This is a genomic window from Streptomyces sp. CY-1, assembly GCF_047218265.1.
GTDB lineage: Bacteria > Actinomycetota > Actinomycetes > Streptomycetales > Streptomycetaceae > Streptomyces > Streptomyces niphimycinicus.
The window spans coordinates 341,242-365,614 of record NZ_CP178393.1 but is presented as its reverse complement, the minus strand read 5'-3'; the positions used below and the strand labels follow the sequence as shown (position 1 = coordinate 365,614).

The window sequence follows — 24,373 nt, the reverse complement described above, 5'->3', positions numbered from 1 at the left end:
GTGGAAGTCATTTCACTTCCATGAAGTTGCCGAGATGTGGTTGACTTCCGAATTTGTCGCGTCGGATGAATCACGCGCCCCAGTGATTCACCATCGATGCGCCATCGCCCGATCAGGACGGATGAACCATGACCGGTTATCAGATTGCCAGCCTGCCGCTCACGGCCGCGCAGTCCGGTATCTGGCTCGCCCAGCGGCTTCAGCCCACGAATTCCCTCTTCAACATCGCCGAATACATCGATATTCACGGCGAAATCGACCCCGAGATTTTCGAAAGCGCGCTGCGCCGCACCGTGGCCGAGGCCGAGACCCTGCGGATCCGGCTCCTGGAGGAGGACGGCCAGGCGGCACAGGTGGTCGAGGAGCACGTCGACTGGACCCTGCCCGTCATCGACGTCAGCCACGAGGACGATCCCCGCGCGAGCGCCGAGAGCCATATGCGCGCCGAGATGCGCCGGCCGGTGGACCCCGCTGCCGGTCCGCTGTTCGCCTTCGCGCTGTTCAAGGCGGCGGACGACCGGTACTTCTGGTACCAGCGCTACCACCACATCGTCATGGACGGCCTCGGCCTCTCCCTGGTCGGCCGCCGCGTCGCCGAGCTCTACACCGCCCTCGCGGCCGGACTGCCCTGTCCCGGGACGCCGTTCGGATCACTGGCCGAACTCCTCGGCGACGAGGCCGCGTACCGGGACTCCGACCGGTTCACCCGCGACCGCGCGTACTGGATGGCACGCTTCGCCGAGCTGCCCGCCGCCACCAGCCTGGCCGACCACACTCCGGCGCTCCCCGATCGGTTGGCGCGCCGCACCGCCTTCCTCGACGAGCCGACGCTGGCCGGTTTGCGCGCCACCGCACGCGAGGCGGAGGTCGCCTGGCCCGCCGTCCTCGTCGCCGCACTCGGCGTCTATCTGCACCGGATGACCGGCAACCGTCAGGTCGTCCTCGGCCTGCCCGTGATGGCCCGGTCCGCCGGACGCGCCCGCACCATCCCCGGGATGATGTCCAACGTCCTGCCGTTCCGGCTGGACCTGCACCCCGGCACCACCGTGGCGGAGGCCGCCCGACTGGCCTCCAAGGAACTGCGCGGCGCGCTGAAACACCAGCGGTACCGCGCCGAGGACCTGCGACGCGACCTCGAACTCTCCGGTGACGAGCACCGCCTCATCGGCCCGCACATCAATATCGTCATGGTCGACTACGACCTGACCTTCGCCGGCCACCGCGGCAGCGTGCACAACCTCGGCGGGGGCCCCGTAGACGATCTGTCGCTCGTGGTGGACGGGCGGGTCGCCACGGAGCCGGGCCCGCCCGGAAGCGGCGAGAGCGCGGCCGGCGGGCCGCGCATCGACCTGGACGGCAATCCGGAGCTGTACGGCCCCGAGCGACTCGCCGACCACCAGCGGCGCTTCCTCGACCTCCTCGGCCACTTCGCCCATGCCGCACCCGACACCCCCATCGGCCGGATCGATCTGCTGGCCCCCGAGGAGCGCGAACGCGTCCTGGACGAGTGGAACGCCACCGCGCGGAAGGTGCCGGACACCTCGCTCCCCGAGCTGTTCGAGGCCCAGGCGGCCCGCACCCCGCAGGCCCCCGCGGTGGTCTTCGAGGGCCGTACGCTGACCTACGCCGAGCTCAACGGGCGCGCCAACCGGCTCGCCCATCTGCTGATCGGGCACGGCGCCGGTCCGGAGAGCCTCGTGGCGCTCTCCATGCCCCGCTCCGACGAGATGATGGTGGCGCTGCTCGCCATCCTCAAGGCCGGAGCCGCCTACCTTCCGGTGGACCCCGGCTACCCGGCCGAGCGGATCGCCTACATGCTCGACGACGCCGGACCGGCGATCGTGCTCACGGCCAACGGGGACACCACGGGCGCCGACGGCCACGTCACACTGCGCCTGGACGCCCCCGGGACGGCCGAACTGCTCGCCGGGCACCCGGACCGCAACCCCGTCGACGCCGACCGCACCACCCCGCTCAGGCCACAGCACCCCGCCTATGTGATCTACACCTCGGGCTCCACCGGCCGCCCCAAGGGCGTCATGGTGTCCCAGGCCGCCGCCGTCGACCTTGCCACCTGGGCGGCCACCGACATCGGACCCCGAGAGCTGAGACGCGTCCTCGCGTCCACCTCGCTCAACTTCGACGTCTCCGTCTTCGAGATGTTCGGGCCGCTGTGCGGCGGCGGGAGCATCGAAGTGGTGCGCGACCTGCTCGCGCTCACCGAGCGCACGGCGGACGGCTGGTCGGGCAGCCTGATCAGCGCCGTCCCCTCGGCGTTCGCCCAGGTGCTGGCACACGGCGAGGTGAACACCTCCGCGGAGACCGTCGTCCTGGCCGGGGAGGCCCTCTCGGCACACGCCGTCGCCGCCATCCGGCACGCCATCCCGGGCTGTCGCATCGCCAACATCTACGGCCCGACCGAGGCCACCGTCTATGCCACCGCCTGGTACAGCGATCGTGAGGCGGACCCCGGCGACCAGGCACCGCCCATCGGCCGCCCGATCTCCAACACCCGGGTGTATGTGCTGGATTCGGCGCTCCAGCCGGTGCCCGTCGGCGTCACCGGAGAGCTCTACATCGCGGGCGAGGGCCTTGCCCGGGGGTATGTGCGGCGTCCGGGGCTGACGGCGGAGCGGTTTGTGGCGGATCCGTATCGCGGGGCGGGTGCGCGGATGTATCGCACGGGTGATGTGGTGCGGTGGCGGGCGGATGGGAATGTGGAGTATGTCGGGCGTGCCGATGAGCAGGTGAAGGTGCGTGGTTTCCGGATCGAGCTGGGGGAGATCGAGGCGGTTCTCGCCCGGCATCCACAGGTCCGGCAGACGGCGGTGATCGCTCGCGAGGACCGCGCCGGTGTGAAGCAGCTCGTGGCGTACGTCGTCACCGAGGGCGACCCCGCTGTGGCGGAGTGGCGCGAGCATGTGGCCGCGGAACTGCCCGAGTACATGGTTCCGGCCGCCTTTGTCACGCTGGAGCGGCTGCCGCTGACGCCCAACGGCAAGCTGGACCGCCGGGCTCTCCCGGCGCCCGACTTCGGGCCGACCGTCACCGGGCGGGCTCCCGCGACCCCGCGCGAGGAGGCGTTGTGCGCGGTGTTCGCCGATGTGCTGGGGCTGTCGGGTGTCGGGGCGGATGACAACTTCTTCGATCTGGGCGGGGACAGTATCGTCTCCATCCAGCTCGTCAGCCGGGCCCGTGCCGCCGGACTGGTCTTCACTCCGCGCGATGTCTTCCAACGCCCCACCGTGGCCGCGCTCGCCGCGGCCGCCACGGACGCGGACACCATCTCGACCCCGACCCCCGACCAGGGCATCGGTGTGGTGCCGCCGACTCCGATCGTGCACTGGCTGCGGGAACGTGGCGGGCCGGTGGACGGTTTCCATCAGTCGGTGTTGGTGCGTACGCCTGCCGGGCTGACGCTTGAGCGGTTGACGGCCGGGTTGCAGGCGGTGCTCGATCACCATGACGCGCTGCGGATGCGGCTGGGGCGTGCGGGTGACGGCGCCTGGGGGCTGGAGACCGGTCCGCGGGGCACGGTCGACGCGGCCGATGTGATCACACGGGTCACCGACCCGGAGGAGCTGCACCGGGATCCGCTGGAAGACAGGCCGCTGAGACCCGGGGCCGGTGAGATGGTCCGGGCCGTATGGCTCGACAACGGCGCGCACGCCCCCGGCCGGTTGCTGCTGGTGGCGCATCATCTGGTGGTCGACGGGGTCTCCTGGCGGATTCTGCTGCCGGACTTGGCCGCGGCGGTCGAAGGGCGTGAGCTGGAGCCGGTCGGCACCTCGCTGCGGGGCTGGGCCGAACACCTCACCACCCTCGCCGGGCACCCCTCCCGACTGGCCGAACTGCCCCTGTGGAAAGGCATGTTCGAGGGTCCGGACCCATTGCTGGGGCAGCGGGCGCTTGATCCGGCGCGGGACACGTCCGCCACGGTGCGCCACCTTCGGCTGACGTTGCCGTCGGAGCGGACGGAGCCCCTGCTGACGCGGGTGCCCGCCGCCTTCCACGGTGGTGTGAACGATGTCCTGCTGACGGCCCTGGCGCTGGCGGTGGCCGACTGGCGCCGCCGCAGGGGCCACGCGGAGGCCACCGGTGTGCTGGTGGACCTGGAGGGGCACGGCCGGGAGGACATCGTCGAGGGCGCCGATCTGTCCCGCACGGTCGGCTGGTTCACCAGCCTCCACCCGGTGCGCCTGGAGCCCGGAGTGGCCGACTGGGACGAGGTCTGGGAAGGCGGACCGCAGGCCGGACGGGCCCTCAAGCGGGTCAAGGAGCAGTTGCGCGGCCTGCCCGACAATGGCATCGGCTATGGTCTGCTGCGCCACCTCAACCCCGACACCGCACGCGAGCTGGCCGCCCTGCCGACCCCGCAGATCGGCTTCAACTACCTCGGCCGCCTCGCGACCGGCACCGACACCGACTGGGCGGTGGAGAGCGCGTCCGGCGGCGGCGACGAGGACATGCCGCTCGTCCACACCGTCGACGTCGACGCGCTCACCCTGGACACCCACGACGGCGCACAACTGCACGCCACCTGGAGCTGGCCGGACGGCCTGCTCTCCGAGGACGACATACGAGACCTGGCCGAGACCTGGTTCCGCGCCCTGGACACCCTCGCCGCCCACGCCGAGGCACCCGGAGCGGGCGGTCGCACCCCCTCCGACCTTCCGCTGGTCACCCTCACCCAGGACGAGATCGACGCCCTGGAGCGCACCTGCCCCGATCTCCAGGACGTGCTGCCGCCCTCGCCCATGCAGGAAGGGCTGCTGTTCCACGCCCTGTTCGACGAGGGCGCCGCCGACGTCTACACCGTGCAGCTCTTCCTCGCCATGGCGGGAGCACTGGACGAACGGGCCCTGCGCGCCGCCGCGCGGACCCTGCTGAACCGGCATCCCAACCTCCGCTCGGGCTTCCGCCACGAACAGCTCGGCACCCCCGTGATGGTCGTCCACCACGAGGTGGAACTGCCCTGGGAGACCAGGGATCTGCGCGGTCTTGCCCCGGACGAGCAGACGGCCGAGCTCACCCGGATCGCGGAGGAGCAGCTATCCCGCGGCTTCGATCCGGCGGCGCCACCGCTGCTGCGCTTCGTCCTGCTGCGGCTCGCCGACGACCGCTGCCGGCTGCTCCTCACGTACCACCACCTCCTGCTCGACGGCTGGTCGATGGCGCTGCTGGCCCAGGAGCTGTTCGCGCTGTACGCACGCGGCGGTGACGACACGGGACTGCCCCCCACCACCCCCTACCGGGACTATCTGGTGTGGCTCGCGGACCAGGACCGGGAGGCGGCCGAGGACGCGTGGCGACAGGCGCTCGCGGGCATCGAGGAGCCCACGCTGCTCGCCCCGACGGGCACCGACACCCCGGCCCTGCCCCCGGAGCGGGTCACCCTCGACCTGTCGCCGGAGCTCACCACCGCGCTGACCGACCGCGCCCGGGGGCTCGGGCTGACCATGAACACCATGGTCCAGGGTGCCTGGGCGGTGCTGCTCAGCCGACTCACCGGAGCCGAGGACGTGGTCTTCGGCGCCACCGTCTCCGGACGGCCGGGCGAGATCGGCGGCGTCGAATCGATGGTCGGCCTGTTCATCAACACGCTGCCCGTGCGCGTGACGCCGCTTGCGGAGGAGAGCTGGGCCCAACTGCTGACCCGCCTCCAGGAGCAGCAGGCGGCGCTGATGGAGCACCAGTACATCGGGTTGCACGACACCCAGCGACTGGCCGGGGTGGGGGAGCTGTTCGACACCCTCACCGTCTTCGAGAACTACCCCCTGGACCCGGAGCTGCTGGACAGCGCCGGCAGCGGGCTGCGGGTCACCGAGGCCGGCGCGGAAGACGCCACGCACTATCCGCTCACCCTCGTGGCGGTTCCGGGCCAGCGGCTCTCCCTGCGCCTCGGATACCGGCCGGAGCTGTTCGCCGCCGACAGCGTGCGGGCCATCGGCGCCCGGCTCAACCGGCTGCTGGAAGCCATCGCCACCGGCCCCGACCGGCCCGTCGCCGACGCCGACATCCTGGACGCCGCGGAGCGCGAGCGGACGCTGGTCACCTGGAACGCCACCGAGCACCACATCCCCTCAAACACGCTCACCGAGCTGATCGAGGCCCAGGCCGCCCGTACCCCGCACACCACCGCCGTGGTCTTCGAGGGCCGGACGCTGACCTACGCGGAGCTGAGCGCCCGCGCCAACCGGCTGGCACGGCTGCTGATCGAGCGGGGAGCGGGCCCGGAGAGGTTCGTGGCCCTCGCCCTGCCGCGCTCCCTGGACCTCATCGTCGCTCTGGTGGCCGTGCTGAAGTCGGGCGCCGCCTATGTGCCGGTCGACCCCGACTACCCGGCCGAGCGCATCCGTTACATCCTGGGGAACGCCCACCCCGCGATGCTGCTCACCACCGCGGACATCACCGAGGCGCTGCCGCCCGACGACGACACCCCCCGGCTGCTGCTGGACACCGCGGACACCCGGGCGGCGCTGGCGGGCCACGCCGACCGCGATCTCACCGACGCCGAGCGGCCCGCCCCGCTGACCGGCCGCAACACCGCCTATGTCATCTACACCTCGGGTTCCACGGGCAAGCCCAAGGGCGTGCTCGTCCCGCACGAGGGAATCGTCAACCGGCTGCTGTGGACCCAGGCGCGGTACGGGCTCGACGCCTCCGACCGGGTGCTCCAGAAGACACCGTCCGGTTTCGACGTCTCGGTGTGGGAGTTCTTCTGGCCGCTCATCACCGGCGCCCGGCTCGTGGTCGCCCGGCCGGAGGGGCACAAGGACCCGGCGTATCTCGCCCGCCTGATCCGGGACGAGAGCGTCACCACGGTGCACTTCGTCCCGTCCATGCTCCAGGTCTTCCTCACCGAGCCCACCGTCGCCCACTGCACCGGTCTGCGCCGCGTCCTGTGCAGCGGGGAGGCACTCCCCGGTGAGCTGCGCGCCCGCTTCTACGAGACGCTGGACGTGCCGCTGCACAATCTGTACGGGCCCACCGAGGCATCCGTGGATGTCACCTCGTGGGAGTGCTCCGCCCAGGACCCCGCCGGGCCGGTGCCGATCGGCGCCCCGGTGTGGAACACCCGGCTGTATGTGCTGGATTCACGGCTGCGGCCGGTGCCCGCCGGAGTCGCCGGTGAGCTGTATCTCGCCGGTGTGCAGCTCGCCCGGGGGTATGTGCGGCGTCCGGGGCTGACGGCGGAGCGGTTTGTGGCGGATCCGTATCGCGGGGCGGGTGCGCGGATGTATCGCACGGGTGATGTGGTGCGGTGGCGGGCGGATGGGAATGTGGAGTATGTCGGGCGTGCCGATGAGCAGGTGAAGGTGCGTGGTTTCCGGATCGAGCTGGGGGAGATCGAGGCGGTTCTCGCCCGGCATCCGCAGGTCCGGCAGACGGCGGTGATCGCTCGCGAGGACCGCGCGGGCGTGAAGCAGCTCGTGGCGTACGTCGTCACCGAGGGCGACCCCGATGCCGGTGAGCTGAGGAAATACCTGGGCACCGAACTGCCCGAGTACATGGTTCCGGCCGCCTTTGTCACGCTGGAGCGGCTGCCGCTGACGCCCAACGGCAAACTGGACCGCCGGGCCCTTCCGGCGCCCGACTTCGGGCCGGTGGCCGAGGGGCGGGCTCCCGCCACCGCGCGCGAGGAGGCGTTGTGTGCGGTGTTCGCGGATGTGCTGGGGCTGTCGGGTGTCGGGGCGGATGACAACTTCTTCGATCTGGGCGGGGACAGCATCGTCTCCATCCAGCTCGTCAGCCGCGCCCGCGCCGCCGGACTGGTCTTCACTCCGCGCGATGTCTTCCAGCACCGCACGGTGGCCGCGCTCGCCGCGATGGCCGGGGAGGTCCGGGCGATGGCGGTGGAGCCACCGGATCATGGCATCGGTGTGGTGCCACTGACCCCGATCGTGCACTGGTTGCGGGAGCGTGGCGGGCCGGTGGACGGTTTCCATCAGTCGGTGTTGGTGCGTACGCCCGCGGGGCTGACCCTGGAGCGGTTGACGGCCGGGTTGCAGGCGGTGCTCGATCACCATGACGCGCTGCGGATGCGGCTGGGGCGTGCGGGTGACGGCGCCTGGGGGCTGGAGACCGGTCCGCGGGGCACGGTCGACGCGGCCGATGTGATCACACGCGTGACCGACCCCGGAGTATTGCGCGGTCAGCCGCTGCGGGACAGGCCGCTGAGACCTGAGGCCGGTGAGATGGTCCGGGCCGTATGGCTCGACAACGGCGCGCACGCCCCCGGCCGGTTGCTGCTGGTGGCGCATCATCTGGTGGTCGACGGGGTCTCCTGGCGGATTCTGCTGCCGGATCTGGCCGCGGCGGTGGAGGGGCGTGAGCTGGAGCCGGTCGGCACCTCGCTGCGGGGCTGGGCCGAACACCTCACCACCCTCGCCGGGCACCTCTCCCGCCTCGAGGAACTCGCTCTCTGGAAACGGCAGTTCGAGGGGCCCGACCCCTTGGTGGGCGCACGGGCACTGGATCCGGATCGGGACACCGCCGCCACCGTCCGCCACCTTCGGCTGACGTTGCCGCCGGAGCGGACGGAGCCTCTGCTGACGCGGGTGCCCGCCGCCTTCCACGGTGGTGTGAACGACGTCCTGCTGACGGCGCTGGGCCTGGCGGTGGCCGACTGGCGCCGCCGCAGGGGCCATGCGGAGGCCACCGGTGTGCTGGTGGACCTGGAGGGCCATGGCCGGGAGGACATCGTCGAGGGCGCCGATCTGTCCCGTACCGTCGGCTGGTTCACCAGCCTCTACCCGGTGCGCCTGGAGCCCGGGGTCGAGGACTGGGCCGATCTCTGGGGCGGTGGCCGTGAGGCCGGGCAGACACTGAAACGGGTCAAGGAGCAGTTGCGCGCTCTGCCCGACAGTGGCATCGGCTACGGTCTGCTGCGCCACCTCAACCCCGACACCGGCCGCGAGCTGGCCGCCCTGCCGACCCCGCAGATCGGCTTCAACTACCTCGGCCGCCTCGCGGCCGGCACCGATACCGATTGGGCGGCGGCGCCGGAGGCCGACGGGCTCGGCGGCGGAGCGGACGACGCGATGCCGCTTCCGCACGCACTGGAGATCAACGCAACTACCGAGGACGGTCCGGGAGGCGCCCGCCTCGGCGTCGTATGGAGCTGGCCGGACGGGTTGCTCTCCGAGGACGACGTACGGGACCTGGCCGAGACCTGGTTCCGCGCCCTGGACGCCCTCGTCGCCCACGCCGAAGGGCCGGGAGCCGGCGGACACACCCCCTCCGACCTCACGCTGGTCTCCCTCACCCAGGACGAGATCGACGCATTCGAAGACGAACTGGAACCGGGAACCGAGTGGGAGATGCCGAAGTGAGCAGCCAGTCGAGGGTCGAAGACATCCTGCCTCTGTCGCCCCTACAGGAAGGACTTCTCTTCCACGCGGTGTACGACACCGAGGGTCCCGATGTGTACACCATGCAGTTCGCGTTCGACCTGGTCGGCCGAGTGGACCTGGCCGCCCTGCGCGCCGCCGCGGCCACCCTGCTGCGCCGCCACGCCAACCTGCGCGCCGGGTTCCGCAGACGCAAGACGGGTGAGGCCGTCCAGATCATCCACCGCGAGGTGGAGCTGCCCTGGGACGAGCGGGATGTGAGCGGTCTGGACGAGGCGGCGCGGACCGCCGAGATCGCCCGGATCCTGGCGGAGGAGAAGGACCGCAGGTTCGACATCGCGAGCCCGCCGCTGGTGCGGTTCGTCGTCGTGACGCAGAGCGCCGAGCGGTACCGGCTCATCCTGACCAACCATCACCTGCTGCTCGACGGCTGGTCGATGCCGCTGCTCGCCCGGGAGCTGTTCACGCTGTACGCACGCGGCGGTGACGACTCCGGGCTGCCCCGGGTCACCCCGTACCGCGACTATCTGGCCTGGCTGGCCGGGCGGGAGCGGGACGCCGCCGAGCAGGCGTGGCGGCGGGCGCTGGACGGCGTCGAGGGGCCCACGCTGCTCGCTCCGACCACGGGCGAACGGCGCGAGGCGGCCCAGCCGGAGCGGGTGACGCTGGAGCTGTCCGCCGAGCTGACCGCCTCCCTGGGACAGTTCGCCCGCGCCCGCGAGCTGACGCTGAACACGCTGGTGCAGGGCGCCTGGGCGGTGCTGCTCGGCCGGCTCACCGGGCGCCGGGACGTGGTCTTCGGCGCCACCGTCTCCGGCCGTCCGCCGGAGATCCCCGGCGTGGAATCCATGGTGGGGCTGTTCATCAACACCCTGCCGGTGCGCGTCGTGCTGCGGCCCGAGGAGCCGCTGTCCGGGCTGCTCGCCCGGGTGCAGGAGCGGCAGTCGGCGCTGATGGGGCACCAGCATCTGGGGCTGCACGAGGTGCAGCGGCTGGCCGGGACCGGTGAGCTGTTCGACACCCTGACCGTCTTCGAGAACTACCCCCTGGACCCCGGTGGCCTGGAGCTGCCCGGCACCGGGGTGCGCATCGCGGGAGTCGATGTCAACGACGCCACGCACTACCCCCTCACCCTCGCCGTGATCCCGGGCGACCGGCTCACCCTGCGCCTGGACCACCGCCCGGACCTGCTCGACCACGACGCCCAGCGGCTGGCCGAACGTCTGGTGCGGCTGCTGGAGACGGTCATCGTCGAGCCCGACCGGCCGGTGGCGGCGGTGGACATCCTGGACGCCGCGGAGCGCGAGCGGGTGCTCGTCGAGTGGAACGCCACCGCCCGCGACCTGACGCGGGCCGGGCTCGGCGAGCTGTTCGAGGCCCAGGCCGCGGCGACGCCCGGGAACGACGCGGTGGTCTTCGACGGCGGCGCGCTGAGCTACGCCGAACTGGACGCCCGCGCCAACCGGCTGGCCCGGCTGCTGATCGGGCGCGGTATCGGCCCGGAGCGCATCGTCGCCCTCGCCCTGCCCCGGTCGGTGGACATGGTGGTGGCGCAGCTCGCCGTGGTGAAGGCGGGGGCCGCCTATCTTCCGGTCGACCCCGACTACCCGGCCGAACGCATCCGTTTCCTGCTCGAGGACGCCCGGCCCGAGCTCCTCATCGCCGGTGGTGGCGCCGTCGTCGCCCACCAGGGGGAGCGGCTGGACCTCGACGACCCCGTGCTGCCCGCCCGGCTCGCCGCGTTCCCGGCCACCGGCATCGTGGACGCGGACCGTACGGCCCCGCTGCGCACGGCCCATCCGGCCTATGTCATCTACACCTCCGGTTCGACCGGCACCCCCAAGGGCGTCGTGGTCTCCCACACCGGTCTGGCCTCCTTCGCCACGGCCGCCGTCGAGAACTTCGACGTCGACGCCGGGGCGCGGGTCCTTCAGTTCGCCTCACCCAGTTTCGACGCCGCCGTGCTGGAGCTGTGCATGGCGCTGACCTCCGGCGCCGCGCTCGTCGTACCGCCGCCCGGACCGCTGGCGGGGGAGGCCCTCGCCGAGGTGCTGGCCGGCCGGCGGGTCAGCCACGCCCTGATCCCTCCGGCCGCGCTGGCGTCGGTGCCGACGACCACACCGCTGCCCGGCTTCCGTTCCCTGGTCGTCGGCGGTGACGCGTGCTCCGCCGAGCTGGTGGCGCGCTGGTCGTCCGGCCGCCGGATGGTCAATGCCTACGGTCCGACCGAGTCGACCGTGGCCGCCACCATGAGCGGCCCGCTGAGCGGGGAGCGGACGCCCGCGATCGGCGGCCCCGTCGTCAACACCCGGGTGTATGTGCTGGACGCGGGGCTGCGGCCGGTGCCCGTCGGCGCCCCGGGGGAGCTCTATCTCGCGGGCGAGGGGCTGGCCCGCGGCTATCTGCGCCGCCCCGGGCTGACGGCGGAGCGGTTCGTCGCCAACCCCTTCGACGCCCCGGGCTCCCGGATGTACCGCACCGGCGATGTGGTGCGCTGGCGGGCCGACGGCACCCTGGACTACCTCGGGCGCGCCGACGAGCAGGTGAAGATCCGTGGCTTCCGGGTCGAGCTGGGCGAGATCGAGACCGTCATCGCCCGCCATCCGAAGGTCGCCCAGGTCGCCGTGGTCGCCCGCGAGGAGCGACCCGGCGTCCGGCAACTGGTGGCCTATGCGGTCGGCGAGGCCGAGGTGGCCGAACTGCGCGCCCAGGTGGCCGAGGTGCTGCCCGCGCATATGGTCCCGGCGGCGTTCGTACGCCTGGACGCGCTGCCGCTGACACCCCACGGCAAACTGGACCGCAAGGCGCTGCCCGCCCCGGACTACGGCTCCGTGACCACCGGGCGGGCCCCGGCCACCCCGCAGGAAGCGGCGCTGTGCGCGGTGTTCGCCGATGTGCTCGGGGTGGAGCGGGTCGGCGTGGACGACAGCTTCTTCGACCTGGGCGGCGACAGCATCGTCTCCATCCAGTTGGTCAGCCGGGCCCGCAAGGCGGGGCTGATGTTCACCCCGCGCGATGTGTTCCGGCTGCGGACCGTGGCCGCGCTCGCCGCCATGGCCACGCCGCGGGAGGAGACGGCGGCCACCGCAGAACCGGACGACTCCGGTATCGGGGTGGTGCCGCTCACCCCGATCGCACACTGGCTGCGGGAGCGCGGCGGGCCCGTCGACGGCTTCCACCAGTCGATGCTGATCCGCACCCCCGCCGGACTGGACCAGGCGCAGCTCACCGCCGCGCTCCAGGCCGTCCTCGACCACCACGACGCCCTGCGGCTGCGGCTGACCCGGGCCGGTGGCATCGTCTGGAGCCTGGAGGTGGCGCCGCGCGGTGCGGTCGACGCCACCGGCTGTCTGACCCGGGTGGACGCGGCCGGGCTGCGCGGCGAGGCGCTGCGCTGTGTGGTGGCCGGACACCAGGGCACCGCGCAGGCGCGGCTGGAGCCCGAGCAGGGGGCCATGGTGCGGGCGGTGTGGTTCGACGGCGGACCGCATGAGAGCGGCAGACTGCTGCTCGTCCTGCACCATCTGGTGGTGGACGGCGTCTCATGGCGGATCCTGCTGCCCGACCTGGCCGCCGCGGGCGAGGCCGTCATGGCGGGCGAGGCCCCGAGGCTGGAGCCGGTGGGCACCTCGCTGCGGCGCTGGGCCGAGCAGCTCACCGCGCTCGCCCAGCACCCGGCCCTGCTGGACGAACTGCCGCTGTGGACCGCCATGCTGGAGGCCCCGGACCCGCTGCTGGGCAGCCGTGCCCTGGACGCCGCGAGGGACACCGTGGCCACCGTCCGGCACATCAGCCTCACCCTGCCGCCCGAGCGCACCGAGCCGCTGCTCACCCGGGTGCCCGCCGCCTTCCACGGCGGGGTCAACGACGTCCTGCTGACCGGCCTCGCCCTGGCCGTCGCGGACTGGCGCCGGCGCCGGGACGACGACGCGGCGGCCCCGCTCCTGGTCGACCTGGAAGGCCATGGCCGCGAGGGCGTCGTCGAGGGTGCGGATCTCTCCCGTACCGTCGGCTGGTTCACCGATCTGCACCCGGTGCGGCTGGACCCGGCGGTGGCGGACTGGGCCGAGCTGTGGGCCGCCGGCCCGCAGGCCGGACGGGCGCTGAAGAGCGTCAAGGAGCAGTTGCGCGCCCTGCCCGACAACGGCATGGGCTACGGTCTGCTGCGCCACCTCAACCCGCAGACCAGCCCGGCCCTGGCCCGGCTGCGCACCCCGCAGATCGGCTTCAACTACCTGGGCCGCTTCCCGGCCGCCTCCGCCGACGGCCAGGGCGCCGACTGGTCCGCCGCCCCGGAGGCCGATGGTCTCGGCGGCGGCGTCGACCCGGCCATGCCCGTTCCGCACACGCTCGAGGTGGGCGCCCTCACCCAGGACCACGCCGACGGGCCGCGGCTGACCGCGACCCTGTCCTGGCCCGGCGATCTGCTGACCGAGGAGGACGCCCGCGATCTGGCCGAGACCTGGTTCCGCGCGCTGGAGGTCCTCGCGGTCCACACCGAGCGGGCGGGAGCCGGCGGGCACACCCCCTCCGATCTGCCCCTGGTCTCCCTCGGCCAGGACGAGATCGACACCGTCGAGCGGGCCCGGCCCGGCGTGGCCGATCTGCTGCCGCTGTCGTCCCTCCAGAAGGGGCTGTTCTTCCACGCCGTCTACGACGAGCAGGCGCGCGACGTCTACACCGTGCAACTGCTGCTGGATGTGAGCGGGCCGCTGGACGCCCGGGCGCTGCGCCGCGCCGCCCACGCACTGCTGGAGCGCCACGCCAATCTGCGCGCCGGTTTCTGGCACGAAGGGCTGCGCACCCCGGTGCAGTTCGTGCCCAGGGCGGACGAGACCGAGCTGCCCTGGTACGAGTTCGACCTGTCCGGTGTCCCCGCCGGTCAGCGGGACGGCGAACTGGATCGCCTGCTCGCCGAGGACCGGGCCCGCCGCTTCGACCTGACCGCGCCGCCGCTGCTGCGCATCACCGTGATCCGGCTCGACGGCGACCGCCACCGGCTGGTGCTGACCAACCACCACATCCTGCTGGACGGCTGGTCCACCCCGCTGCTCGCCCAGGAGCTGTTCACGCTCTACGCCTCCGGAGGAAGCGACGCCACGCTGCCCCGGGTCACCCCCTACCGCGACTATCTGGCCTGGCTCGCCGACCAGGACGCCGGCGCCGCCGAGAAGGCGTGGCAGCAGGCCCTGGAGGGCGCCGAGCCGACCCTGCTCGCCCCCGTGGACCCCGGCCGCGAGGCGGCGATACCGCGGACGGTCACCGTCGAGCTGTCGGCCGGGCTGACCGCCGCCCTCACCGAGCGGGCGCGGGGTCTCGGGCTCACGATGAACACGCTGGTGCAGGGCGCCTGGGCGGTGCTGCTCGGCCGGCTCACCGGGCGTCAGGACGTGGTCTTCGGCGCCACGGTCTCCGGCCGGCCGCCGGAGATCGCCGGTATCGAGACGATGGTGGGCCTGTTCATCAACACCCTGCCGGTGCGGGTGGCCCTGCGGCCCGAGGAGCCGCTGTCCGGGCTGCTGGCCCGGGTGCAGGAGCAGCAGTCGCTGCTGACCGACCACCAGTACCTCGGCCTCACCGACATCCAGAACATCGCCGGTACCGGTGAACTCTTCGACACGCTCACCGTGTTCGAGAACTACCCGCTCGACCCGGCGGCGCTGGAGCTGCCCGGCACCGGGCTCGGCGTGCTGGGCATCGACGGCCGGGACGCCACCCACTACCCGCTGACCCTCGTCGCCATCCCCCAACTGCCCGGCCAGGGGCTCCAGTTGCGGCTCAACCACCGGCCGGACGTGCTGGACCCGGCGGCCGTGGCGGAGCTGGCCGACCGGCTGCCGCGGCTGCTGGACCTCATCGCCGCGGACCCGGAGCGCCCGGTCGGGCGGATCGATGTGCTCGGCCCCGACGAGCGCGCCCGGCTGCTGGCGCTGGGGACCGGGGACACCGGCCCCCGGCCCACCGCCTACGGGTCCATCCAGCGGCGGTTCGCCGACCAACTGGCCCGGACCCCGGACGCGGTCGCGCTGAGCGACGCCGACGGGCAGGAGGTCACCTACCGTGAGCTCGACACCCGCGCCAACCGGCTGGCGCACCGGCTGATCGCCATGGGGGTGCGCCCGGAGAGCCCGGTCGCCGTGATGCAGAATCGTTCCGTCGAGTTGGTGGTCTCGATCCTCGCGGTGCTGAAGGCCGGTGGCGCGTATGTGCCCCTGGACTCCCGCTATCCGCAGGCCCGGCTGACCCTGATCGTCGAACAGACCGCCGCCGGTGTGCTGCTCACCGACCGCGACCTGAGCGAGGCCGCCCGCGCCTTCCCGCACCGGGCCAGGCTGCTGGTCGTCGACGACCCCGCCCTCGACGGTGCGGCGCCGCTCGACGGCGAGCCGGACACCGACCCCGGTATCGACGGACACCATGAACAGCTCGCCTATGTGATGTACACCTCGGGCTCGACCGGCACCCCCAAGGGCGTCGCCGTCACCCACCACGATGTGCTCGCCCTCGCCTTCGACGACGCCTGGGACAGCGGCCACCACACCCGGGTGCTGCTGCACTCGCCCCAGGCGTTCGACGCCTCCACCTACGAACTGTGGGTGCCGCTGCTGCGCGGCGGCCACATCGTGGTGGCGCCCCCCGGCGAACTCGACGTCCAGGACCTGGCCCGGGTCATCGCGGAGCGGAAGGTCACCGGACTGTGGCTGACCGCCGGTCTCTTCCGGATCCTCGCCGAGGAGCGGCCCGAAAGCTTCGCCGAGGTGCGCGAGGTGTGGTCCGGTGGCGACGTCGTCCCCGCGCCCATGGTGCGCAGAGTGCTGGCCACCTGCCCCGAACTGGTCGTCGGCGACGGCTACGGCCCGACCGAGACCACCACGTTCGCCGCCTACCACCGGATGCGGGCGCGGGACACCGTCCCCGACACCGTGCCCATCGGCCGGCCGCTGGACCGGATGCGGCTCTACGTCCTCGACGACAACCTGGCCCTCACCCCGCACGGAGTCGCCGGCGAGCTGTACATCGCCGGAGCCGGACTCGCCCGCGGCTACCTGGACCGCCCCGGCCTCACCGCCGAGCGCTTCGTCGCCGACCCCTTCGGCCCCGCCGGGGCACGGATGTACCGCAGCGGCGACCTGGTCCGCTGGACCGACGGCGGCCTGCTGGAATTCGTGGGCCGCGCCGACGAACAGGTCAAGGTGCGCGGCTTCCGCATCGAACTCGGCGAGATCGAGGCCGTCGTGGCCCGCTACCCCGGCCTCGCCCAGGTCGCCGTGATCGTCCGCGAGGACCAGCCCGGCGACAAGCGCCTGGTCGCCTACGCCGTCCCGGCCGGTGGACAGCCCGCCCCGGACCTGGCCGCGCTGCGCGACCACACCGCGGCCGCCCTGCCCGCCTATATGGTCCCCGCCGCCTTCGTCGCCCTGGAGACCCTGCCCGTCACCACCAACGGCAAGGTCGACCGCCGGGCCCTGCCCGCCCCCGACTACGGCGCCGCCGCCACCCGCCGGGCCCCGCGCACCCCCGAGGAGCGCACCCTGTGCGAGATCTTCGCCGAGGTGCTGGGGCTGGCCGAAGTCGGCATCGACGACAGCTTCTTCGACCTCGGTGGCCACTCCCTGCTGGCCACCCGCCTGGTCAGCCGGGTGCGCTCCGGATTCGGCGTGGAGCTGGCGGTGCGCAGCCTGTTCGAGGCCCCCACCCCCGCCCGGCTCATGGCGGCCATCGCCGGAGCCGCCCGCGCCCGTACCCCGCTGCGGCCCGTCGAGCGGCCCGAGTTCATCCCCATGTCGTACGGCCAGCACCGGCTGTGGTTCCTCAACCGGCTGGAAGGCGCCGCGTCCCCGTACAAGATCCCGATCGCGCTGCGGCTGACCGGACACCTCGACTGCGAGGCCCTGCGGGCGGCGCTGGGCGATGTGGTGGACCGGCACGAGGCGCTGCGCACCGTCTTCCGCGAGACCGGCGGCACCCCGCACCAGGTGGTGCTCGGCACCGACGCCGCCACCCCCGACCTCACCATGGAAACCGTCACCGAGGAGGAACTGCCCGAGGCGCTGCTCCGGGCGGTCGCCCCCGGCTTCGACCTCGCCGTCGACCCGCCCCTGCGGGCCACCCTGTACGCACTCGGCCCCGACCGCCACGTCCTGCTGCTGGTCCTGCACCACATCGCCGGTGACGGCTGGTCGATGGGCCCGCTCGCCCGCGACTTCTCCCTGGCCTACACCGCCCGGCTGGGGGGCGAGGCGCCCGAGCGGGACCCGCTGCCCGTGAGCTACGCCGACTACAGCCTCTGGCAGCGGCAGGTCATGGGCGGCGAGGACGACCCGGACAGCCCGATCTCCCGGCAGCTCGCCTTCTGGACCGACGCCCTCGCCGGGCTCCCGGACGAACTGGAGCTGCCGGCCGACCGCTCCCGGCCCGCCGTCGCCACCTACCAGGGCGGAACCCTGATGTTCCGGCTCGAACCGGAGCTCCACCACGGGCTGCTCGGCCTCGTACGCGACAACGAGGCGAGCCTGTTCATGGTGGTCCAGGCCGGGCTCGCGGCGCTGCTGACCCGGCTGGGGGCGGGCACCGACATCCCGCTGGGCAGCCCGATCGCGGGCCGCACCGACGAGGCGCTGGACGAGCTCGTGGGCTTCTTCGTCAACACCCTGGTGCTGCGCACGGACACCTCGGGCAACCCGACCTTCCGGGAGCTGCTGGCCCGCGTCCGGGACACCGACCTCGCCGCCTACGCCCACCAGGACACCCCCTTCGAGCGGCTGGTCGAGGTGCTCAACCCGGCCCGCTCGATGGCGCGCAACCCGCTCTTCCAGGTCATGCTGGTGCTCCAGAACAACGTCCAGGCCGATCTGCGGCTGCCCGGACTGGACGTTGCCGTGGAGACCGCGGGCGCCCACGCCGCCCAGTTCGACCTGTCCTTCGACCTCACCGAGCGCTACGCCGAGGACGGCGCGCCGCAGGGTCTGGACGGCCGGTTCGACTACAGCACCGACCTGTTCGACCACCCCACCGCGCAGCGGCTGCTCGGCTGCTTCGTACGGTTCCTCCAGGCCGCCGTCGCCGAGCCCGACCGCCCGGTGGGTGACCTGGACATCATCGAACCGGGGGAGCGGCGGCAACTGCTGCTCGACTGGAACCGCACCGAGCGCGACACCGGCATCACCGGGGTCGTGGAGCGGGTCCGGGAGATCGCCGCCCGCCACCCGGAGGCCACCGCCCTCACCGATGACCACCACACCGTCGACTACGCCACCCTGGTCGCCCGCGCGAGCGCCCTCTCCCGCAGGCTGCTGGCGAGCGGTGCGGACGCCGATTCGGTCGTCGCGATCCTCTCCGACCGCACCGTCCGGGTGCCCACGGCCGTGCTCGCCGTCCTCGGCATCGGCGCCGCCTATGTGCCGCTCGACCCGCGCGCCCCGCGGCAGCGCAGCGCCGGAATGCTCGCCGACAGCGGCGCCCGCCGGGTGCTTGCCGCGCCCGAACACCTGGTGCGGGCACGGGAGTTGGCCGAGGCGGCGGAGATCCCCGTCGAGGTGCTGGCGCTGGACGACGCGGCCGACGACGCCGATGAGCTGCTGCCCGTCGCCGGTGGCCCCGGCCACCTCGCCTACGTGATCTTCACCTCCGGTTCCACCGGCCGCCCCAAGGGCGCGATGGTGCACCGGCGCGGCATGGTCAACCACCTCCTCGCCAAGATCGAGGACCTGGGGATGACGGACGCCGACAGCGTGGTGGCCAACGCCCCGCTGACGTTCGACATCTCGGTGTGGCAGATGCTGTCCGGCCTCGTCGCCGGCGGCCGGGTGCGGCTGGTCGGCGAGGACACCGCACTGGACCCGCAGGCGCTGTTCACCCGGGTCGCCGAGGAGCGGATCACCGTCCTCGAGGTCGTCCCCTCCCTGCTGCGCACCGCCCTGGACGCCTGGGAGTCCGGCGCCGACCCCCTCGAACTGCCCCGGCTGCGCTGGCTGATGGTGACCGGCGAGGCCCTCCCGCCGGACCTGTGCGCCCGCTGGTTCGCCCGCTATCCGCACATTCCGCTGGTCAACGCGTACGGCCCGACCGAGTGCTCGGACGACGTCACCCACGCCGTCATCGACTCCGCCACCCCGCTCGGCGGCGTCCGGGTACCGATCGGTGCCACCATCCGCAACACCCGGCTCTACGTCCTGGACACCCGGCTCCAGCCGGTCCCGGTCGGCGTCCCCGGCGAGCTGTACGTGGGCGGCACCGGCGTCGGATACGGCTACGTCGGCGAAGCCCGGCGCACCGCGGTCACCTTCGTGGCCGACCCGTTCGCGGACGAGCCCGGCAGCCGGCTGTACCGCACCGGCGACCGGGTGCGACGGCTGCCCGACGGACAACTGGAGTTCCTCGGCCGCCTCGACCACCAGGTCAAGATCCGCGGACAGCGCATCGAACTGGGCGAGGTGGAGGCCGCGCTGCGCGCGATCCCCGCGGTGACCGACGCGGTGGTCACGGTCGGCACCGACCCCGCGGGGCAGAGCCGCCTGGTCGGCCACATCGTCGGCGCGGTCGACCCCCGGCAGGTGCGCTCCGAACTCGCCGGGGCGCTGCCGGAGGCGATGGTGCCCGCGGTGCTGATGGCCATGGACGCCCTGCCGCTCACCCCCAACGGCAAGGTGGACCGCAAGGCGCTGCCCGCCCCCGACTTCGGGGCGTCGGCCGGCGGCTCCGGACGGGCCCCGCGCACCCCGCAGGAAGAGCTGCTGTGCGAGGTGTTCGCCGAGGTGCTCGGCCTGCCCCGGGTCGGCCCCGACGACGACTTCTTCGACCTGGGCGGCCACTCGCTGCTCGCCACCCGCCTGGTGAACCGGATCCGGTCCGCCTTCGGGGTGGAGCTTCAGGTCAGGACGCTGTTCGAAATGCCCACCGTGGCCCGGCTCGCCACGTCCCTGGCCCTTGGCACAGGAGGCAGGGCGCCGCTGGTCCCGGCCGAGCGGACCGGGCGGATCCCGCTGTCGTACGCCCAGCGCCGGCTGTGGTTCCTCAACCGGTTCGACGGCGACAGCGGCGCCTACAACGTGCCGCTGGCCCTGCGCCTGACCGGTGACCTGGACCGCGAGGCGCTGCGCGCGGCCCTCGGCGATGTGGTGGCCCGGCACGAGAGCCTGCGCACCGTCTTCCCCGAGACCACCGGGCCGGACGCGGACGGCGGCGCCCACCAGAAGATCGTGGACGCCGGGACGGCCCGGCCCGCGCTCCCGGTCACCGACACCGACGAGGCGTCCCTGCCCGGCCGGCTGGCCGCCGAGGCCGCCACCGGATTCGACCTCACCCGCGAACTCCCGCTGCGCACACGGCTGTTCGCACTCGCCCCGGACAGCCATGTGCTGCTGCTGGTGATGCACCACATCGCCAGCGACGGGGCCTCCGCGGCACCGCTCGCCCGCGACCTGTCCTCCGCCTACGAGGCCCGGCTGGCCGGTGCGGCGCCCCGGTGGACACCGCTGCGGGTGGGCTATGCCGACTACAGCATCTGGCAGCGCGAGGTGCTCGGCGACGAGAGCGACCCCCAGACCCCCATCTCCCGGCAGCTCGCCTTCTGGACCGACGCCCTGGCCGGTCTCCCCGACCAACTGGAGCTGCCCACCGACCGCCCCCGCCCCGCGGTCGCCACCGGGGCGGGCGGCACCGTCCCCGTACGGATCGGCCCCGAGCTGCACCGGCGGCTGGCCGGACTCGCCCGCGAGAACCGGGCCAGCGCCTTCATGGTGGTCCAGGCCGGGCTGGCCGCCCTGCTGACCCGGCTGGGGGCGGGTACCGACATCCCGCTGGGCAGCCCGATCGCGGGCCGCACCGACGAGGCGCTGGACGATCTGGTCGGGTTCTTCGTCAACACCCTGGTGCTGCGTACGGACACCTCGGGCAACCCGACCTTCCGGGAGCTGCTGGCCCGCGTCCGGGACACCGACCTGGCCGCCTACGCCCACCAGGACATGCCGTTCGAACGGCTGGTGGAGGTGCTCAACCCGGCCCGCTCGCTCTCCCGCCACCCGCTCTTCCAGATCGCCCTGGCGTTCCAGAACCCCACCGTGGTCGGCCAGGAGGTCACCGGCCTCACCGTGGCCGCGGAACCGCTCGGCAACGCCGGTGCCAAGTTCGACCTGTCGATCAGCCTCGGCGACCGGCGCGACGAGGACGGTGGCCACCAGGGCATCGAGGGCCATGTCGTCTACAGCGCCGACCTGTTCGACGCGGACACCGTCACCGCCCTCGTCGCCCGGCTGATCCGGCTGCTGGAGGCGGCCGTCGCCGACCCGGACCAGCCGATCGGCCGGATCGGGCTGCTCGACCCCGTCGAGCGGACCCGCATGGTGGTCACCTGGAACGACACCGCCACCGACGTCCCCGAGGTGACCCAGCCCGAGCTGTTCCAGGCCCAGGTTGCCCGCACCCCCGACGCACCCGCGCTGGTCTTCGGCGCCGAGGAGCTGTCGTACGCCGAGCTCAACGCCCGCGCCAACCGGCTGGCCCGCCTGCTCATCGACCGCGGTGTGGGCCCGGAGCGGTTCGTCGCCGTCGCCCTGCCCCGGTCGGCACACCTGGTGGTGGCCCTGCTCGCGGTGCTCAAGGCCGGTGGCGCCTATGTGCCGGTGGACCCGGCCTACCCGGCCGAGCGGATCGGGTTCATGCTCTCCGACACCGCCCCGGCGCTGCTGCTCACCGACGCCGACACCGCCGCCACGCTGCCGCAGGACACCGAGGACATCCCGCGCCTCCTCCTGGACGACCCCGCCACCGGCGCACACCTCGCCCGCTTCGACGCCACCGACCCCGACGACGGCGACCGGCTCGCACCGCTGCGCCTGGCCAACCCCGCCTATGTCATCTACACCTCGGGCTCGACCGGACGGCCCAAGGGCGTCGTCATCCAGCACACCTCGCTCACCGACTACCTGGTCTTCGCCGGGGGCGACTACGACGGGGTGCGCGGCACCGCGCTGCTGCACTCCTCGATCTCCTTCGACCTGTCGGTGACCGCCACCCATGTGCCGCTCACCGTGGGCGGCACCGTCCAGGTCGTCAGCGACCTCCAGGACCCGGCCCCGGGGACCGCCGAGGCGCTGCGCACCCGCCCGTGCACCTTCCTCAAGGCCACGCCCAGCCATCTGCCGGTCCTCACCACGCTGCCCGAGGAGTTCGCGCCCACCGCCGAACTGCTCCTCGGCGGTGAGCTGCTGCTGGGCGAGCGGGTCGACGCCTGGCGCGCCGACCACCCCGGCACCACCGTCCTCAACATGTACGGGCCCACCGAGACCACGGTCAATTGCAGCCAGTACCGCATCGCACCGGACACCCCGATCCCGCCGGGCCCGCTGCCCATCGGCGGCCCGATGCCCAACACCCGGTTCCATGTGCTCGACGACCGCCTCGAGCTGGTGCCGCCGGGCGCGGCCGGAGAGCTGTACGTGGCGGGCGACTGCCTGGCCCGCGGCTATCTGGGCCGCCCCGATATGACGGCCGCCCGGTTCGTCCCCGACCCGTTCGGCGCCCCCGGCTCCCGGATGTACCGCACCGGAGATGTGGTGCGCTGGAACCCGGACGGCACGCTGTCCTTCCTGCGCCGGGTGGACGACCAGGTCAAGCTGCGCGGCTTCCGGATCGAGCTGGGCGAGGTCGAGGCCGTGGTCGACCGCCACCCCGCCGTGGCCAGGTCCGCGGTGATCGTGCGCGAGGACCGCCCCGGCGACCAGCGCCTGGTCGCCTATGTGGTGCCCGCGCCCGGCGCCGGGCTTCCGGTCCCGGCCGAGCTGCGCCGCCACGCCGCCGCTGACCTCCCCGAGTACATGGTCCCGAACGCCTTCGTCCCGCTGGACGTACTGCCGCTGACCCCCAACCGCAAACTGGACCGCCGGGCCCTGCCCGCCCCCGAGTCCTCCGCGGTCTCCGGCGGCCGGGCGCCCCGCACCCGCCAGGAGCGGCTGCTGTGCGAGCTGTTCGCCGAGGTCCTCGGGATCGACCGGGTCTCCGTCGACGACGGCTTCTTCGACCTCGGCGGCCACTCCCTGCTGGCCACCCGGCTCATCGGCCGGGTGCGCGCCACCTTCGGGGTGGACATTGCCATCCGCACCCTCTTCGAGGCACCCACGGTGGCGGAGCTGACCGAGCGGCTCGGCACCGGGGAGGACGATGGCCAGGGCGCCCACGGAGCGTTTGATGTCCTGCTGCCGCTGCGCCGCAAGGGCGGCCGTCCGCCGCTGTTCTGTGTCCACCCGGCCAGTGGCTTCAGTTGGTCCTACGCCGGGCTGATGCGCCACCTAGGCCCCGACTACCCGATCTACGGCCTCCAGTCGCGTGGCATCGCCGAACCCGGTGAACTGCCCACCGGCGTCCAGGAGATCGCCGCCGACTATCTGAAGCAGGTGCGCACCGTCCAGCCCACCGGCCCCTATCTGCTGCTCGGCTGGTCCTTCGGCGGACTGGTGGCGCACGCGATGGCCGAACAGCTCCAGCGGGCCGGTGAGCGGGTCGCCCTGCTGGCCATGCTCGACTCCTTCCCCCGGCTCCCCGCGAGCCACGGCGGCACCGTGCGGGCCGGGGAGGAGGACGCCGTCCTGTCCCAGCGGGAGTTCCTCGGCGGAATGCTCGACCTGGCCGGCTACGAGCGGGCCGAGTGGGCCGGGGAGCCGCTGGAGTACGGCCGGGTGGCGGAGATCCTCCGCGGCCAGGGCGGCATCCTCGGCAGCCTGGAGGAGCGGCACGTGGCGGCCCTGTACGAGGTGTTCGAGAACAATTCACGGCTCGCACGGGGTCATGTACCCGGGACCTACGTGGGAGACCTGCTCTTCTTCGAGGCGACGCTCGGCAAGCCGGGGGACGCCCCCGGGCCCGAGGTGTGGGCGCCCTTCCTGGAGGGCTCCATCGAACGCCACCCCGTCGAGTCCACCCACGACGACATGACCCAGCCGGAGCCGCTGGCCGGGATCGGCCGGATCCTCGCCGCCCGGCTCCGCGACTTCACCTGAGCCCCCTCCACAGCCCCCTCCACGGAC

2 protein-coding genes are annotated in these 24,373 nt (G+C 73.0%); both read left to right on the top strand.

The features are described 5' to 3' along the window. Positions 1-128: 128 nt before the first annotated feature. Positions 129-9,335 carry an amino acid adenylation domain-containing protein gene (locus tag ACK1X7_RS01685; RefSeq protein WP_413114547.1) on the top strand — a complete coding sequence of 3,069 codons (9,207 nt, stop codon included), beginning with the start codon at positions 129-131 and terminating at the stop codon, positions 9,333-9,335. After that, complete coding sequence (locus tag ACK1X7_RS01680; protein WP_413114546.1) at positions 9,332-24,346, top strand: non-ribosomal peptide synthetase; 15,015 nt, start codon at positions 9,332-9,334, stop codon at positions 24,344-24,346. Before ACK1X7_RS01685 ends, ACK1X7_RS01680 begins: the two co-directional genes overlap by 4 nt. The last annotated feature ends 27 nt before the right edge of the window (positions 24,347-24,373 follow it).